The sequence below is a fragment of the Paenirhodobacter sp. genome, from assembly GCF_041916475.1.
Classification (GTDB): Bacteria; Pseudomonadota; Alphaproteobacteria; order Rhodobacterales; family Rhodobacteraceae; genus Rhodobacter.
The window spans coordinates 37,320-51,191 of sequence record NZ_JAYRZN010000030.1; the positions used below are offsets into that span (position 1 = coordinate 37,320).

General features: G+C 63.8%; 21 protein-coding genes, 1 tRNA gene and 2 pseudogenes. 4 read left to right on the forward strand and 20 right to left on the reverse strand.

The window, feature by feature from the left end:
* The first annotated feature begins 165 nt into the window (after positions 1–165).
* The 4 genes and pseudogenes from ACOMG5_RS12980 to ACOMG5_RS12995 all read left to right on the forward strand — a co-directional run bounded on the left by ACOMG5_RS12980 (position 166) and on the right by ACOMG5_RS12995 (position 2,135).
* Positions 166–762, forward strand: coding sequence for a hypothetical protein (locus tag ACOMG5_RS12980; protein WP_420344229.1), 597 nt, complete (start codon positions 166–168; stop codon positions 760–762).
* Positions 731–1,675 (forward strand): annotated as a pseudogene (locus tag ACOMG5_RS12985) (phage terminase large subunit family protein); the annotation flags it as partial. The gene ACOMG5_RS12980 and the pseudogene ACOMG5_RS12985, both read left to right, overlap by 32 nt.
* 97 nt (positions 1,676–1,772) lie before the next feature.
* Positions 1,773–1,940 (forward strand): annotated as a pseudogene (locus ACOMG5_RS12990) (IS3 family transposase); the annotation flags it as partial.
* Positions 1,941–2,045: 105 nt separating this feature from the next.
* Positions 2,046–2,135: transfer RNA gene (locus ACOMG5_RS12995), tRNA-Ser, on the forward strand.
* A 215-nt stretch (positions 2,136–2,350) separates the two neighbouring features.
* Here the strand turns inward: ACOMG5_RS12995 and ACOMG5_RS13000 are convergent.
* The 20 genes from ACOMG5_RS13000 to ACOMG5_RS13095 form a co-directional block, all read right to left on the reverse strand.
* On the reverse strand, positions 2,351–3,184 hold the full coding sequence (locus ACOMG5_RS13000; RefSeq protein ID WP_420344230.1) for a DNA adenine methylase: 834 nt from the start codon (positions 3,182–3,184) through the stop codon (positions 2,351–2,353).
* 168 nt (positions 3,185–3,352) lie between these two features.
* Positions 3,353–4,138: a hypothetical protein gene (locus tag ACOMG5_RS13005; RefSeq protein WP_420344231.1), complete on the reverse strand. Its 786-nt coding sequence runs from the start codon at positions 4,136–4,138 to the stop codon at positions 3,353–3,355.
* Positions 4,053–4,571, reverse strand: coding sequence for a DUF488 family protein (locus ACOMG5_RS13010; RefSeq protein ID WP_420344232.1), 519 nt, complete (start codon positions 4,569–4,571; stop codon positions 4,053–4,055). The genes ACOMG5_RS13005 and ACOMG5_RS13010 overlap by 86 nt, the downstream gene beginning before the upstream one ends.
* A gap of 165 nt (positions 4,572–4,736) precedes the next feature.
* Positions 4,737–5,105, reverse strand: coding sequence for a helix-turn-helix domain-containing protein (locus ACOMG5_RS13015; protein WP_420344233.1), 369 nt, complete (start codon positions 5,103–5,105; stop codon positions 4,737–4,739).
* Entirely contained in the window at positions 5,102–5,707 is a 606-nt protein-coding gene (locus tag ACOMG5_RS13020) for an MT-A70 family methyltransferase (protein WP_420344234.1), read from the reverse strand. Before ACOMG5_RS13020 ends, ACOMG5_RS13015 begins: the two co-directional genes overlap by 4 nt.
* Positions 5,697–5,966, reverse strand: coding sequence for a hypothetical protein (locus ACOMG5_RS13025; protein WP_420344235.1), 270 nt, complete (start codon positions 5,964–5,966; stop codon positions 5,697–5,699). The genes ACOMG5_RS13020 and ACOMG5_RS13025 overlap by 11 nt, the downstream gene beginning before the upstream one ends.
* A complete protein-coding gene (locus ACOMG5_RS13030) occupies positions 5,963–6,445 on the reverse strand; it encodes a gp16 family protein (RefSeq protein ID WP_420344236.1) in 483 nt (160 codons plus the stop codon). The genes ACOMG5_RS13025 and ACOMG5_RS13030 overlap by 4 nt, the downstream gene beginning before the upstream one ends.
* Positions 6,396–6,758, reverse strand: coding sequence for a hypothetical protein (locus tag ACOMG5_RS13035; RefSeq protein WP_420344237.1), 363 nt, complete (start codon positions 6,756–6,758; stop codon positions 6,396–6,398). Before ACOMG5_RS13035 ends, ACOMG5_RS13030 begins: the two co-directional genes overlap by 50 nt.
* Entirely contained in the window at positions 6,758–7,027 is a 270-nt protein-coding gene (locus tag ACOMG5_RS13040) for a hypothetical protein (RefSeq protein ID WP_420344238.1), read from the reverse strand. Before ACOMG5_RS13040 ends, ACOMG5_RS13035 begins: the two co-directional genes overlap by 1 nt.
* Entirely contained in the window at positions 7,024–7,347 is a 324-nt protein-coding gene (locus ACOMG5_RS13045; RefSeq protein ID WP_420344239.1) for a hypothetical protein, read from the reverse strand. The genes ACOMG5_RS13040 and ACOMG5_RS13045 overlap by 4 nt, the downstream gene beginning before the upstream one ends.
* Positions 7,344–7,919, reverse strand: a complete 576-nt coding sequence (locus ACOMG5_RS13050; RefSeq protein WP_420344240.1) for a hypothetical protein — start codon at positions 7,917–7,919, stop codon at positions 7,344–7,346. The genes ACOMG5_RS13045 and ACOMG5_RS13050 overlap by 4 nt, the downstream gene beginning before the upstream one ends.
* Positions 7,919–8,092, reverse strand: coding sequence for a hypothetical protein (locus ACOMG5_RS13055; protein ID WP_420344241.1), 174 nt, complete (start codon positions 8,090–8,092; stop codon positions 7,919–7,921). The genes ACOMG5_RS13050 and ACOMG5_RS13055 overlap by 1 nt, the downstream gene beginning before the upstream one ends.
* Positions 8,089–8,487 carry a hypothetical protein gene (locus tag ACOMG5_RS13060; RefSeq protein WP_420344242.1) on the reverse strand — a complete coding sequence of 133 codons (399 nt, stop codon included), beginning with the start codon at positions 8,485–8,487 and terminating at the stop codon, positions 8,089–8,091. Before ACOMG5_RS13060 ends, ACOMG5_RS13055 begins: the two co-directional genes overlap by 4 nt.
* A 10-nt stretch (positions 8,488–8,497) precedes the next feature.
* The gene (locus tag ACOMG5_RS13065; RefSeq protein ID WP_420344243.1) at positions 8,498–9,124 is read right to left on the reverse strand and encodes a DUF3164 family protein; all 627 of its coding nucleotides are present in this window, start codon (positions 9,122–9,124) and stop codon (positions 8,498–8,500) included.
* A gap of 14 nt (positions 9,125–9,138) precedes the next feature.
* Positions 9,139–9,621 carry a helix-turn-helix domain-containing protein gene (locus ACOMG5_RS13070; protein WP_420344244.1) on the reverse strand — a complete coding sequence of 161 codons (483 nt, stop codon included), beginning with the start codon at positions 9,619–9,621 and terminating at the stop codon, positions 9,139–9,141.
* Positions 9,618–9,929, reverse strand: a complete 312-nt coding sequence (locus ACOMG5_RS13075) for a hypothetical protein (protein WP_374652262.1) — start codon at positions 9,927–9,929, stop codon at positions 9,618–9,620. Before ACOMG5_RS13075 ends, ACOMG5_RS13070 begins: the two co-directional genes overlap by 4 nt.
* Positions 9,929–10,291, reverse strand: coding sequence for a helix-turn-helix domain-containing protein (locus ACOMG5_RS13080; protein WP_374652260.1), 363 nt, complete (start codon positions 10,289–10,291; stop codon positions 9,929–9,931). The genes ACOMG5_RS13075 and ACOMG5_RS13080 overlap by 1 nt, the downstream gene beginning before the upstream one ends.
* Positions 10,291–10,887, reverse strand: coding sequence for a hypothetical protein (locus ACOMG5_RS13085; RefSeq protein ID WP_374652258.1), 597 nt, complete (start codon positions 10,885–10,887; stop codon positions 10,291–10,293). The genes ACOMG5_RS13080 and ACOMG5_RS13085 overlap by 1 nt, the downstream gene beginning before the upstream one ends.
* Positions 10,884–11,630 (reverse strand): AAA family ATPase, encoded by a 747-nt coding sequence (locus ACOMG5_RS13090; protein WP_374652256.1) that lies wholly within the window; start codon positions 11,628–11,630, stop codon positions 10,884–10,886. Before ACOMG5_RS13090 ends, ACOMG5_RS13085 begins: the two co-directional genes overlap by 4 nt.
* Positions 11,631–11,698: 68 nt before the next feature.
* Positions 11,699–13,810, reverse strand: a complete 2,112-nt coding sequence (locus tag ACOMG5_RS13095; protein WP_420344245.1) for a transposase — start codon at positions 13,808–13,810, stop codon at positions 11,699–11,701.
* Positions 13,811–13,872: the final 62 nt, after the last annotated feature.

The following is a 13,872-nucleotide window of genomic DNA, read 5'->3' on the forward strand; positions in this document are numbered from 1 at the left end:
AGCGTCAGGGCCACGCGGGTAATTCGCACCCCGTTTCGTGTGTGTCTTTTGCCCGGCCCGCGCCGCTCGCTTTCGGTTCTGGTTGTTGTTACATCGTCAAATCAAAGGGTTGCCACCATGCAGGACGGGGACGGACTGCGCCCCCTGACGGAAGAGGAAGCGGCGATGGTCGCAACCTATCCGTTGCCGCCGGGGGCGACCGATGCGATTGTCAACAAGGCGCAGCTTGAGGTTGGGCTTAACACGACCGCCACGACGATCAGCGCATGGCTTCGCAAAGGTCTGCCCTTCGAGGAAGAGGGGACGAATGGCCGTTCCTACAGGTTCCGCCTGTCCGTCGCATATGCGTGGGTCGAGCGAATGCGGGCCGAAGAGCAAGGGGCGCGGGCTGCGGGGGATGCGGCTGCGGCTCAGTTACAAATGGCCCTTCTGGGCGGCGAAACGGCGGGCGGATCTGGCGGCGGCATGTCGCTGGCCGATCAGCGGCGATTGATCGAATTGGAAATGCAGCGCACCGCCGCCGCCCGCGAGCGGCGCGAGCTTGTGCGCGCTGCGGACATGGTGGTGGCCTTTGAAGAGGTCTTCGCCGCGATCCGAGACGCAAACGACGCGCTGCCCGACCGGCTGGCGCGAGAATTGGGGCTGGATGCGCGCGCGGTTGAAGTCGTGGTGCGGGCCTGTGACGACACGATGCGCGGCGCGCGCCTGGCTGTGCGGAAGGTGATTGGCGATGAAGACGCTGGGGACGAATGCGAAGGGTGAAGCCCTTTTCCATGTCGAACCCCTGCCGCCATTCCGCCGCCCCGAAGAGGTGATCCGCGAGGCGCTGCCGGTGTTGGCTCCGGTTTCCCGGGTGACGGTCTCGGAAACCGCACCCCGCCGGAATATCCGTGTCGGCGGGCGGTGGGTGCCGTGGCGGCCGGACGTGGCGCCATACATGGCCGAGCCGATGGATATGACCGGATCGCGGCGCTTTGACAGTGTGGCTTTCGTCGGCCCGGCCCGAAGCTCGAAATCCGAGGGGCTGGTGATTGCGCCGCTGGTTCACGCGATCCTTGCGCAACCGCGCGTGGTCGCGGTGTTCAGCCCGTCGAAGGATGCGGCGAAAGAATGGTCCGAGGGCACGCTTGACCCGCTGGTGGCAAATTCGCCCGAGCTTGCCGCAAGGCTGGCGGCCGGGCGCGGGGCGGACAACATTTTCACGAAGCGTTTCAAGGGCGGAACCCGGTTAACGATTGACTGGCCGGTGAAATCGAAGCTGGCGCAAAGGTCAATCGCGCTCTGCATCGGCACCGATTACGATGCCTTCAAGCGGGATATTGAGGGGGATGGCGAGGCGTTCCCCCTGATGCGCAAGCGGACGGAAGACGCCGGGTCGCGGGCGATGACGATTGTTGAAAGCTCGCCGCGCTTTCCGCCCCTCAATGACGATTGGGTGGCTTCGAGCCCGCATGAGGCGCCGCCGTGCGAAGGCATCGTGGCGATTTACAATGCGGGATCGCGGGGGCGGCTCTACTGGACGTGCCCGGATTGTGGCGATCCGTTCCGCCCCGAAGTGGAGCAACTGGCCTATCCCGAGCACGGAACGCCGGAAGAGCGTGCGGCCCGGGTGCATATGTTCTGCCCGCATTGCGGCTGCATCATGGAAGCGCGACACAAGGTCGAGCTTAACGCGGGCGGGCGCTGGCTGCATGAGGATGACGGCGGCGCGCTGGTTCCTGTCGGGGATCTGCGCCGCGAAGTGGCGACCGCGAGCTATTGGCTTCCGGGTCCGGCCCCACTCGGCCCTCGGCTACCAGACCCCCGCAGGCTTCGCCCGGCACCTGACAACCGCAATCGCCCGACCCGCTGCACGCGATGAGGGTTCCGCGCGCCGGGCGATTGCTCATCCCACGCCGAAAGGCGTAAATCAGCTACCGGCTCCGGTCGCGGCTGGATGAAAGACCAGTGGCAGGTCACCGGATCACGAGGCGATTTTCCTTGTATCGGTTCCGGCATGGAAATTTCCCTTGTTCCCCGTGCCGCAGCCCAATATACGGGTCAGCGGAGACGTGGCCGAGTGGTCGAAGGCACACCCCTGCTAAGGGTGCAGGCCCGGAAGGGTCTCGAGGGTTCGAATCCCTTCGTCTCCGCCATAAATCCTTGAAATCAAGTTGAAATATATAGCTTGGCGATTATGCCTGACAGCGTATCGCCTCATATTTTGAGCTCGAATACGACGCGCAGCGACAAGTCAGGGCCTGTCTTTGAAGTGGTCGATCGCAGCGTGTCGCGAATTGTAGCGCGCCAAAAATAAGGGGCCAAAACGACAAAAAAAGGGGGCCAAGAGGCATGCATGCGGCGCATATCTTCACGGGGCATGCTTCGCGCCATCGACAGACCAGTTCGCGATGAGCAACTCGGCCCGTGCGCCCGGCGAATCTGAGCCCTTCGATATGCTGTAGCTCGTGCGAACCTCGGTCAGCTGGAACCCGGAAAAGGTCTCCCGGATCTCGGGCACGTCATTGATCGAGAGGAGGAAGCGCCCCTTGATCCCTCGCAGCGCCTCGGCAAGCCTGCCGAAGTCTGCCCGGCTGAACATGGCCTTGCCATAGTCAGCCTCGCAGCCCCAATAAGGCGGATCGAGATAGAAGAGCGTGCCCTCACCATCATAGCGCGGGATGAAGTCCGCCCAATCCAGACACTCGATCACCACCCCGGCTAAACGGCTGTGCAGGTCCTCCAGCATGGGCTCCAGCGTGGTAAGGTTGAAGCGCCCGCCGCGCCCCCGGTCCACGCCGAAGTTGCGTCCGCTGACCTTGCCGCCGAAGGCCGTGCGCTGGAGGTAGAGGAACCGACCCGCGCGCTCGAGGTCGGTCAGCGTGTCGGGATTGGTGGCCACCAGGCGCTCGAATTCGGCGCGCGTGGTCAGCTGGAACCGCAGCGTGTCCAGGAACTGTGGATAGTGCCGCTGTAGTATGCGGAACAGGTTGGCGATGTCGCGCCCGCGATCATTGATGACCTCGGCCCTCGGCCGGGCCTGACGGCGCAGGAAGATGCCTCCCATGCCCACGAAAGGCTCGGCGTAGGCGGCGCATGGCGTCCCATCTAGGATTGCGCATATCCGCTTGGCGAGGTTGCGTTTGCCGCCCAGCCATGGGGCGACAGGAGCGGTCGGGGAGACCGGCTCAAAGGTGTTATGCATGGGGATGTCCTGACGTTACCGATAAGGAACTTAACAGGAACATCTGCGCGGGTCATGTGCATTTTAGCTATTCGGATTTGAGTGTGGATTCGCCCGGCAGGGTGTCGCGCGCAAAAACCCGTGCCAAGCGGCATGCAGTGGGTGGATAGGTTAGCTAGGTGATAGACATTAAAAAAGTGACCCTTGAGTAAGCGGGTCAACCCGGAGAACGCCCAGAAGTTGCCAGATTTTTGGGCGCTTTTGCATGTTCCCCAAGGCGAATAGCATGCCCTTCTTCGGGTATTCATCATTGAACTTATCCGAAAGAAACTGAAGGGCTTCGGCTTCGGATGTCGCTTGACGTTGACGAAAAAAGGTCGCGTGCGGCTCCCAATCCGCGCAACTGCAGTGATGGATACCGCCGTCATCAGAAAATTTGAACTGAAAAGTATATGGCGTGGGCTCGATAGCATCGAGCTCGGCATCGAACATAGAGGTTTGAAGCGCAGCTGCTGAGTAGGCAGCTCGCTCTGCTTCTATCTGTGAGGATGACTTCTTACGCCAGAAGAACTTTGTGGATCGTGGTTGGACAATGCCAAGCGAACGTTTGGTGTCTGCAAGAACGTTTGCGGAACCAACGACGAGCGGATGCAAAACCTTTGCGCGCTCAGATCTCTTAAGCACACTCCCGGTCAACCGGATCGTGTCTTCGAAGACGTGGCAACTTTCGCTTCGCGTGTCTGTGGTAGGGCGGCGATACCCGAACTCGACCTCATCCCATCGCTTGAAGGATGAGCCTTCCTTGAGCTGACGGAATCGGACGGGATACAGACGCCGAAACTGCCCGTACGCATCTATGCCCGCACAACAGACCGTCTCGCTGTGCTTGTTACTCGGCCGCGGCAACGCCTTGACGAGGATAAAAACGCGGGAGGTCTTTGGAGTTACGGACATATCGGCTCGGATCGTCGGCATAGAGTGGAAATTGTTCCCACCCTAGAGCCTCACAAACCTCAGCCGCAACTATCGATCTATGGCACTCGACAGGATTCCGCTCGTAACATAGCAAGCATGTAGCGCGTAGTGCGGCATACAAGGTAAGCTCATGAAGCGCAGCCTGGGCCTCCTGCCCGCTGAGATGCGCGGTATAGATACGCCGGAATTCTTCCATTTTTCCAGCTCGAGCTGCTTCTCGACCCGGCTTAGGGTCGCCGAGGTCAACCAAGTGAAGATAGCTAATACCCTCTTCTTCAAGCCGCGCAGCGAGACCGCGCTTCGAGAACCCCTTCTTGCGCGACACCGTAACGGCCCTGACATCCACAAGTTGCTGCACCCCCACTTCCTTCAGCGTTTTGATGAACCGATCAATATCGGTGCCCTCATAGCCGATCGTGAAAAGTACGCTCATTCCGCCGGTCTCCACTATGTCGATGCTGGAATCTTGTTTTCCGCTGAAGCCTCACACCACGAGGATGCCGCCAGATAGGCTGAACGAACATAAATAAAAACCAAATATCGGCCTGCCCTGCATTTTTTTGCCGAAATTCGCCACAATAGTGGTCCGCTCATGCCGCTAAAACAGCCGCATCTGCCGCGGATCCTCCTTCGCCGCCACAGGCAGGCGCTTGAGCCACTTGCGCACGGAGACGTCGCTGGCGTGCAGCTGCCGGGCGATGCCGGCGACGCTCTGGCCCTCCGCCCGCAGGCACAGTGCAATCCAGGGCTTCGCCGTTGGCACCCGCTTCGGCAGCCTGTGGGCGATCTGGGCCAGCGCCAGTGCGCCCTCCCGGCCAATGACTTCGATTAGGCGCGAGCGACCTTTCGGCGCGGCGGGGATGTAGAGCTCGGCCCCGCCGAACTCCAGCAGGAACCGGATCGCCAGATCCCGGCCCAGAGCCTCGACATAGGGCGCGATATGCGCGGGCGGGCGAATCTCCGTCATGCCAGCGCCTCCGCGAATTTGCCCGTCTCGTTGCCCCAGACGTCATGGCCCGGCCACGGCTCCCGCGCGAACAGCTCGCAGCAATGCGCGCGCGGCAGCAAGCGGGCGATCATCTCCCGCATCTGGACCGGCTTGCGCGAATGTTCGCGCCGCACGGCCTCGATCGAATCCGGCACGTCCTCGGGCGCCACGATGGCGTTGCGCTCCGAGCGCGAGGCGATCTCCGGCGCATTGATCTTGCCGACGAGGAACGGCTCCGTGGCGGAGCGCAGGACGTAGCCGGTGCCGAATCCGACGTTCCAGTGCTGCGTGCGCTTCAGCCATGCCCCTCCGGTCACATAGGTAAAGCCCCATGCCTGCAGCAGCTCAAAGGCCTGGCCCAGATGCGGCCATGTCGACCACAGGAACAGCAGGCAGTCCGGCCCCGCCAGCTGCGCCACCGGCAGCGCGCGCAGCGCCTCTGCCGACATGGTGGCATAATGCGCCTCCGGCGATTTCGCATGGCCTTTCGCGGAGCGCATCGCATAGGCCCAGGGCGGATCGGCGAGGATCGCGCCGTATTTCATGGGTATGAGCCCCTCGAAGGGCCAGTCAGAAGCCATCATCGCGGCGCGCCTCCCGCTCATCCACCGGGCGCGCCCAGCCTCTGGGAACCTCCGTCCTGACCGGCTTCACGGTGACGACATGGCAATCGATGATGGCATAGCGGTGCCCGCCCACGACCACCGCGCAGGCGCCACGCGCGACGCCCTGCGCCACGATGGCCTCGACGGCGCGCCGGTGCAGATCGACATCGATGCCGATCACCCGTTCGAGGTACCGCAGCATGGCATGATCGGTGATGATGGGGCTGCGGGTCATTTCAGGGGCACCTTGGCGCGGCGGCACATGTCCTGAAGGGCGCGAGAGACATCGTTGATCTGCGCCGGATCGCGCAGCGCGTCCACGTCGATCGGCACGAAGGACCAGTGCCCCTCGAAGCGCGACCGGATGAACGCGTTCAGCCCCTCCCGGCCGGGCTCGCGGATTGCGCCAGCCTCACCAAGCAGGCGCCACAGCACATGGACGAACCGCAGATCCGCGCGCGGCGCGGCCTTCCGGCGCCCCTTTTCACCGCCCTTGAAACCCGCCTTGAAGCCCCGTTGTTTCAGGGCTTCAACGACCTTCTTCAGCTCGGCCTCGGTCATGTCGGCCATGCTGGATTTGCCCGTCGCGACCAGCTGAAGATCGCGGCGGGTATCATCGTCGAGGCCGAGCTTCTTGCAGCCGGCGTGGATCATGCGCTGGAGGTTACGGTTGGCAGTCATTTGAACCTGCGTAATACTGAGGGCGACGGGCAAGCTCCTCGGCGATGAAATCTTCGGCGAAGAGCGGAAACCTCTTTTCGATCCGGCGGCGAAGGTTGTTCTGACGAACACGAGCGCGCGCCTCCTGGCTCCATCTGCGGATAGGGCGCTGATCGATGCGCTCCCAGCCGATGGTCCAGCCTGATCCCGGCGCATAATCCGTTCCGGGCATGCTCATCTGTTCGATTTCTGAAGGAATTGGATGCGGGCGATCGGTTAGGAGTGTCATGACGATACGCGGCATTCCCGCCGGCGGGGATGTGTACGGGTTGCCCCAGAACAGTCGGCATCGCCATTTTTCGGACATCACTCATCCTCAGGCTCCGGCAAGGCCAGCCTGGGCGCGGGAAGCGCCAGCAACGGGGCCTTCGCAGGCTTCTTTGCGGCCGGAGCCTTGCGCGGCTTCTGCCCCGCCTGGACCTCTCCAAGCTGCTCGAGCGCATGACCGAAGCGGAACGCATCCGACGCCTCGATATCGATCCGGATCACATGCTTGCCATTCTTCGAGACGCCACTGAAGGATTTCAGGCGCAGCTCTGCATTCGGGTCGCCTGTGAGATAAAACCACCCACTCATCTCCGCACCACCTCCGCCCCCCACTCGAACGCATCGAGCGGCTGGGATTTCTCGACCCCCGGAACGAAAGCAAGGAGCTCGTCGTCAGGGCCGCCAAACCCGTCGTGGAAGACGCTATGCACCTCCCACTCGGTGCCGCCGCACATCTCGCCGTCGTCGGCGGTGCCGGGTGCGGGCGTGTGCCAGCGGCCCCAGTAGAAGCCCGGCTTCGTCGGCCGCCCGGACTGTGCCTGCCGCTCGCGAATGTGGCGGCAGCCCGCAATGTCGCAGATGGGGCAGACCTCGACGGCGCCGGGCATCGTGGCTGTTCTCGTCATCACACGTTCCTCCATTTCGACACCAGGGCGGCGAGCCCCATCAGCATCAGCGCCCCGGCCAGGTATTCGCGCCCGGAGGCGAGACTGACGGCCGGGAGGTTGGGATCGGGAAGCGGCGGGGGCGCGGGGACGGTCACATGGATGGTGTCGCCGATCACCGTGGTCGGCAGCGGCGTGCCCGCCCAGTCCGGCAGAGGGTTCTTTGCATTTTCTGCATATTGCTCCTTTTCAGGCTCGAGGCGCAGCACATTGGCAACGGCGCTGGCCGTATCGCCCTCGCAGGCCACGACCCTGCCGCCGTACTTGCCCGTCCAGCACTGATCGCCGCCCCGCGCGAAGCCACGCTCGGCCCCATCGACCGCGACGATGTAAAGCGGCTCGCGGTCCTCTGGCGGCGTCGGCCAGGGCGTGAGGGTCACATGATCGCGGTCGCCCAGCAGGCGGCCGTCTGCATCAAGCAGGCCCGGGCGCTCCGGGTCCTGCACCGTGGCGCCAAGCAGGCCGGAGGCGGCGATCGCCACCGACACCGCGCATGCCGCGCCCACCGCAAACGCATAAATGGTGGCCCGGCACATCACAGCACCCGGTCCCAATAGGCATCGACCGCGCGGCGCTCCTCGTCCGTCTCGGGCTCGCGGCCACTGTCGAGGATCGCCGCGCCTTGCTCGGCGAGCTCCATTTCGCGGTCGATGCGGAGCGCGAAGGCGGCGTACATGTTCCGCAGGAAGCGCAGGACAGCAGAGATCATGCCCGGCCTCCCTGAGTAGGCGTGATTTTTGCTTCGGCGAAATTGATGCTGCCGTCGCCGTTTCCCGCGAGGGTTTCGAAGGCATCGCTGATGACCCCACCAATCACCGAGGCGGTGTGGTGACGCTGATCCGAAACGGAAATCGCAACGCAAATCAGGTTGCTGATACATATCCCGACCGTCTGGGCGATCATGTCCGCGCTTTCGCCTTGGTTGACCATGGCGAAAACCTGAAGCTGCATCGCTGTTTGCGCTTCGAACATCTGCAGCTGAAGTTCATAGCCGTGGCGAGCGGCGTCGGTCTTTGCAGACTGCATCGCCTGCATGAGCCCCCGTTCAGCGGCATCGCGAATGTGGCGCTCGACTTCGGCGAGGTCGAAATGACGATAGGTCATGATTACCTCTTCACAGCTTGGCGAAATCGAGAACGACGGCATTCCGGTTTCCGGCTTCGTCCGCCTCGTAAAACCGGATGTAGGTGGCGGTGCCATGCACCTTGACCGCGTCGGAAATCGCCTGCATCGCTGCCTGCCACTTCGCATCCGGCCCCCCGTTGGCATCCTTCATTTCCAGCTTGCGCAGGCCGAGGACACGGCCGGTATCGATGCGGCCCGACTTATTCACCTGGAAGGCATGATCGACGAGGGCGATCATGTTGTCGTTGGCACCCGGCGACCAGGACGCGATGCACTCGTCGATCAGCGCCTTCGCGGCCTGCAGCTCGGGGCCGAAGGTGATGCGATCGGCTACCGACACCTCGACCTCCAGCGTCCCATCATAGGATGTGATGCTGAAATTGCCTTTCTTGCCGCCAATCTTCGCGCCGTACTGCTCGAAGATCAGATCCTTGGCCGCGAACATTTCGGCCATGGCATCGGCTTTGAAGCCCGCCATGATGTCGCGGATTTCACGGGCGCGCGGCAGCAGGCTGCGCGCCACTTCGTCCTTCATCTTGTCGGCGGGCTTGACGAGCGAGGCGGGCACCATGCGCCCCTCGCTGTCCTTCCACATTTTTTCGTCCTGGGCGTTCATATCGAAAATCCTTGTCAGATGGCGGAATGGCCGAGCGCCTGCAGGGCGGCACGGCGGGCCTCGCCGTCGGTCAATGCCGGCGAGGATAGGATCGAGGCGGCGGCGAGCAGCGCGATGGCGCAGCCCTGCGCATGTTCGAGGGGGGCGGCCGGCGCGCTGATCACGCGGCGGGCGCGGTCGATGGCCGCTGCAGCGGATGGCCGGTCCTCAAATGCGAGGACGAACTGATTGAGGCGCTGCACATGGGCGCGATAGTCCAGATCCTCGCCAATCCGGCGCGTCACCTGGTTCAGGCTGTTCTGCACCGTCTTCGCATCGCGATCGCCGACGAGGCGTCCGACCTCGGAGAGTGAGAGCCCGGCATTGCCGCGCAGCATGTAGACCAGCTCGTGGCGCGGCCAGCAGATCTGCGGCGCGCGGCCCGCGCCGGTCAGATCCGCAAGCTGCACCCCATGGAATTCGCAGACGGCCTGGATGATCAGATGCGCGGGGATCATGCCGCACCGCCGATCATGTCTGTGCCGCCCACGACGCGCAGCAGCGGCCGGGAGCCAAGGCTCTCCTCAAGCTCGGCGTGCATGCGGTAGATCAACGCCCAGAACTCTCCCGCCAGCCGGTCTAGCTCTTTTGCCGGAGTGCCAAAGCGCCCGGGGCATTCGCCAGCCAGAAGGAGTGCAGCGGCCGTCAGCACGACCACGCCCTTTTCATCAGTCGCAGTATAGCGGGACAGTTCATGGGCCAGATCGAGGGCCTCTTGCGAGAACTGGATTTCGTCGAGCTGCTCGACGAGCGTCTTACGGGACATTACGAACCCTCCTTCTTGCACCGCGGGCAGCGGATGCAGGCGGTCTGCATCCGCGCGCGCAAGCGGTTGCTCGGCACGAACTCTCGGGATTTCCGCTGCCAGTCCTGACAGGTGTCGGTCGGGATGATGCCCATCACCGGGCAGAGCACCGTTGCCCCCATCCAGGCGCCGCGCACGGCGTCCTCGATCGCGGCCAGATTGCCCCGGTAACGGTTGCGCAGCAGCTGGCTGACCATGCCGCCCGAATAACCGATGCGCTCGGCCACCTGACGCTGGCTCATTTCCGCGCACTTTCCGGCGAGCACCTCGATCCAGTCGGGAAGCGGATCCCAGGCTGCGCGGGCGATATCGATCGGCGTCATCATTCCTGACCTGCCTTCCGATACACCTTGCGTGTATTCGGGTCGTAAACCTGCTTTACGCGCTGGATCATCGGCGCCTTCGGGCCGTCATCGCGGATCAGCCGGTAGACCGCCTTGCGCCCTTTCACCGGGTCGGCCTTGGTCACCACGCGCAGATAGCCCGTCGCCAGCAACATGCTGCAGTAGGACTGGGCGGTCTCAACCGGGACGGTGACCGTCGGCGTGGTCGAATGCAACGAAACCTCGACCGCCCCAAACGTCCCGAGCATCCGCATCGTGCGCCACATATTGGTGACGCCCGCGCCCTGCGTCACAGCCGAGCCATCCTTGCGCAGCCGCGGGGCGTGATAGCCCACGTCGCGCAGCAGGCGCGCCTCCAGCGCGGCGGCGCCGCCCTCGGGTCTCCGGCTCTCGATCAGGCCGCCGGCCGTGAGGCAGGTGAGGTAATCCATCGCCGTCCTGCGATGCACGCCAACCGCCTCCGAAAGGTCGGACAGCGTCATCCAGGCGCCATCGCTCTTGCGCAGGGCGTCCCAGATGGTCTGGCGGTTGTCGCGCGCGATATCGGCCGGGCGCACCCCGGCGACACGGCTCATTTCAGCCCCCGCGGGCGGGGCGGCTTGCCCGAGAAGAAGTGCCTGCCCGAGGCCCCCCAGTCTTTCTTCGTGATCCGGCTCAGGCCGTGGGTGAGGCTGTGCTCCCGCAGCGACGCCAGATTGACGCAGATCCGGCGGATCGAATGCCCGGATTCGGTCAGCAACTGCTCCTTCAGCGCGGCATCGATCTCGATCCCGTCGGCATAATAGGGCGAGAGGTGGTCGACATCGTCGATCACCGCCGGTTCGGCCGCCACCCAGTCAAGCATCCGGCCATGGATACGCTCGGAGCGGGTCAGCTTGGTCGGCAGATCCTCCTCGCCGATCAGGATGACCGCGCCGTCCGAGATCTCATAGATGTCCCGGATCATCTCGAGGAAGCCGCGGTCAACGGCCGTGTCGGCTTCGTCGATCAGCAGCGGGCGCCCAGACTTGCGCAGCTCCTTCGAGATCTCCTCGACCATGGTCGCAACTGTCCGCATCGGCGGCAGCCCCATCTCCCGGATCAGAACCTCGCAGAACGTCTTCTTCGTCCAGGTCGAGCGGGTCTCGATATGGATCGCGTTGAACACGTTGGCCGCATAGGCTGCCGCGGACGATTTGCCGTAGCCAGACGGCCCGTAATAGGTCGCCATCCCCGGCAGCGACTCGGCGCGGTCGATCACCCTCTGCACCAGCGTCACCATGGACATCACATTGCGCAGCGCCGCGATACCGTTGCCTGCATTCTCTCTATCTGCCATGCTCTCCTCGTTGACTTCTCGTTGACATTCGTCGCTCCGGAGGGGTCCATCCTCCGGGGCGGCACCCCTCAGCCCGCGAACATTCCCGGGCCTCGTTGTTCGAAGACGCGCAGCCAGCCCTTGTATTCGGAGCTGGGCCGGTACCCGCGCAGGAACACCTCATCGTCGATGCTGACCGGCTCACCGCGCTCGATCCGCGCCTCGATATCCAGCGCGCGCCGGAACCGTTGCTCGGGGGTCGTCTGGGCTGCTGGCCGCTTGGCCGGCAGCGGCACGACCGCCGCCGAAACCTGAGCGCGCTGCTCGGGCGTGTAGGCGGGGACGTCAGGCTGCCCGGCTTTGACGGCCTCTTGCGCCGCCTCGATCGCAGGCGTGGTGTAAGGTGCGGCCGGGCGCTCCAGATAGGTAAGCGAAGCCGCTTTCTTCCGCGCCTGCGCGAGCGTCGCGTCCATGAAATCGCGCGGGCCAATTGCGCGCATCTCCTTGCGCAACTCGGCGACGCCTGCTTTTTCGTGCGCCTTCTGCGCGGCTTTCACCCGGGCGGTGACCTCGATCGGGTCGAGGCCTGCCAGAGGCGGGCAGATCGCCTCGCCAAGGTAGGTTTCGCCGTCGATCGCAAAGACAAGTGCGCGGCCGAGGTCCGTGGGATCCTGACGCACGAACACCTCATCACCCGGGAAGGCGGCCGCAGTCTGGTAATGCTCGCGGCCGATCGCGATGCCCTTCTTGGTGACGGTGCGGATCCCGTCTTTGCCGACGATCGGTGCGAGAAGGACATTCAACGCTTCCGGCGCCGAGATGCGCTTCACCTCGCCTTGCCAGCTCGCCGCCTTCAAGAATGGCGTGGTGCGACGCAGGCCCTCGTGCTGCCGCTGGCCGTAGATTTCGTCGGCCCATGTGTCGCACCAGTCCTGAAACTCCGCCAGCTCCATGTCCACGTCGAACAGCTGCTCGTCGTCCATGCCAAGACGGCGCGAGAACGCCTTGCGGCTCTCGATTTTCTTCCGGTCGGCAACATTGTGGCCGATGAAGCCAGGGCAGATCGCGAGGTCATGCTGGAAGGTCTTGATCGCGCGTTCGACAGTCCCCTTCGAGGTCGGATCATAGGCGTCGCAGATCTCGTGCTCGATACCGAGCGCGGTCATCAGGCGCGCCGTCGCCTTCGCTTTGAAGTCGCTGCCCTGGTCGGTCTTGATCCGGCTCGGGACGCCCCATGAAAGAATGCACTTCCGGGTCAGATCTGCCACCGCATCGGCCCGCGGCGTTTCCGTAACCGTGATCTTCACCCGGCGGGACCAGATGTCGATCGACAGATAGATCGAGTGGCGCCTCTTGCCCTTCAGCATGACGTCCGCAGGCGACGCATCGAACTCCCACAGGTCATTCAGGCCCGCCGCGAAAGTGGCATTGGTGGCCGCAAACTCGATCTTGGAGCGATACCCGTCGGGGTCGCGCAGCTTCATCAGTACGTTGCGGTTTCGCGCCTCGAGCTGCGCGCGGGCGCGCTGCACCGTGCGCAGGCTCAAACTTCCGGGCAGGTCGTCGCCGAACCGATTTTGCAGATAGGCGCCCAAATCCTTGGCGGGCAGGAATTCCTGCTTTGCGATAGCTGCCAGAGCGACAGTTCTGGCCCTGCCATCCGCCGCCTTGTCCAAAATCGCAGGGCGCCCGCGGCGATCGACACCGAGCGCATCGGCACCCTTCTCGCGGAGCATCGCACGCCAGCTGTCAAGAACCTTCTTTGAAGTGGTCGGAATGGCCAGTTTCACCCAGCCCGGCACTGGCATCTGGCCAGCGTTCCAGGCTTCCGGGAACAATGTGCGGGCATCACGCACCGTCAGCGCTTTTTCCCGGCGGAAGGCATCGAACATGGCCAGGACGTGCAGGCGCGCATCCCTCCGCTCGCGCTCCGCTGCCGAAAGAGGGTCAGTGGCGCGCAAGGTGAGAGCGGCCACCGCCCCCTCGTCAACTTCGATGTTCACGCCCTCGCGCCGCACGATTTCGGCTTTTGCCTCGGCGGGCAGCAGCTCGATCGAAAACTCCAGCCCGCCGCCAACCGCCTTACGCGGCCGGGACATGCCCACGCGGTGCTCCCATCCCTCGGCGCGGGCACGCTTCTGTTGATTTTCACCCAGAACTGAGCCGGTTGGGCGCATAATTTTCACTGAGAACTGAGCCATGTGAACCTTCCCCCAAAGCGGTGAGCGGCGGGGGCAACGGAGTGATCCACATGGGACTATTG

Bases quoted from the DNA above. Each gene is read 5' to 3' on its own strand.
- ACOMG5_RS12980 (WP_420344229.1), top strand. From the start codon at position 166: ATGGTCGCAACCTATCCGTTGCCGCCGGGGGCGACCGATGCGATTGTC.
- ACOMG5_RS13000 (WP_420344230.1), bottom strand. From the start codon at position 3,184: ATGCATAACACCTTTGAGCCGGTCTCCCCGACCGCTCCTGTCGCCCCA.
- ACOMG5_RS13005 (WP_420344231.1), bottom strand. From the start codon at position 4,138: ATGCCGACGATCCGAGCCGATATGTCCGTAACTCCAAAGACCTCCCGC.
- ACOMG5_RS13010 (WP_420344232.1), bottom strand. From the start codon at position 4,571: ATGAGCGTACTTTTCACGATCGGCTATGAGGGCACCGATATTGATCGG.
- ACOMG5_RS13015 (WP_420344233.1), bottom strand. From the start codon at position 5,105: ATGACGGAGATTCGCCCGCCCGCGCATATCGCGCCCTATGTCGAGGCT.
- ACOMG5_RS13020 (WP_420344234.1), bottom strand. From the start codon at position 5,707: ATGGCTTCTGACTGGCCCTTCGAGGGGCTCATACCCATGAAATACGGC.
- ACOMG5_RS13025 (WP_420344235.1), bottom strand. From the start codon at position 5,966: ATGACCCGCAGCCCCATCATCACCGATCATGCCATGCTGCGGTACCTC.
- ACOMG5_RS13035 (WP_420344237.1), bottom strand. From the start codon at position 6,758: ATGTCCGAAAAATGGCGATGCCGACTGTTCTGGGGCAACCCGTACACA.
- ACOMG5_RS13040 (WP_420344238.1), bottom strand. From the start codon at position 7,027: ATGAGTGGGTGGTTTTATCTCACAGGCGACCCGAATGCAGAGCTGCGC.
- ACOMG5_RS13050 (WP_420344240.1), bottom strand. From the start codon at position 7,919: ATGTGCCGGGCCACCATTTATGCGTTTGCGGTGGGCGCGGCATGCGCG.
- ACOMG5_RS13055 (WP_420344241.1), bottom strand. From the start codon at position 8,092: ATGATCTCTGCTGTCCTGCGCTTCCTGCGGAACATGTACGCCGCCTTC.
- ACOMG5_RS13060 (WP_420344242.1), bottom strand. From the start codon at position 8,487: ATGACCTATCGTCATTTCGACCTCGCCGAAGTCGAGCGCCACATTCGC.
- ACOMG5_RS13065 (WP_420344243.1), bottom strand. From the start codon at position 9,124: ATGAACGCCCAGGACGAAAAAATGTGGAAGGACAGCGAGGGGCGCATG.
- ACOMG5_RS13070 (WP_420344244.1), bottom strand. From the start codon at position 9,621: ATGATCCCCGCGCATCTGATCATCCAGGCCGTCTGCGAATTCCATGGG.
- ACOMG5_RS13075 (WP_374652262.1), bottom strand. From the start codon at position 9,929: ATGTCCCGTAAGACGCTCGTCGAGCAGCTCGACGAAATCCAGTTCTCG.
- ACOMG5_RS13080 (WP_374652260.1), bottom strand. From the start codon at position 10,291: ATGACGCCGATCGATATCGCCCGCGCAGCCTGGGATCCGCTTCCCGAC.
- ACOMG5_RS13085 (WP_374652258.1), bottom strand. From the start codon at position 10,887: ATGAGCCGTGTCGCCGGGGTGCGCCCGGCCGATATCGCGCGCGACAAC.
- ACOMG5_RS13090 (WP_374652256.1), bottom strand. From the start codon at position 11,630: ATGGCAGATAGAGAGAATGCAGGCAACGGTATCGCGGCGCTGCGCAAT.
- ACOMG5_RS13095 (WP_420344245.1), bottom strand. From the start codon at position 13,810: ATGGCTCAGTTCTCAGTGAAAATTATGCGCCCAACCGGCTCAGTTCTG.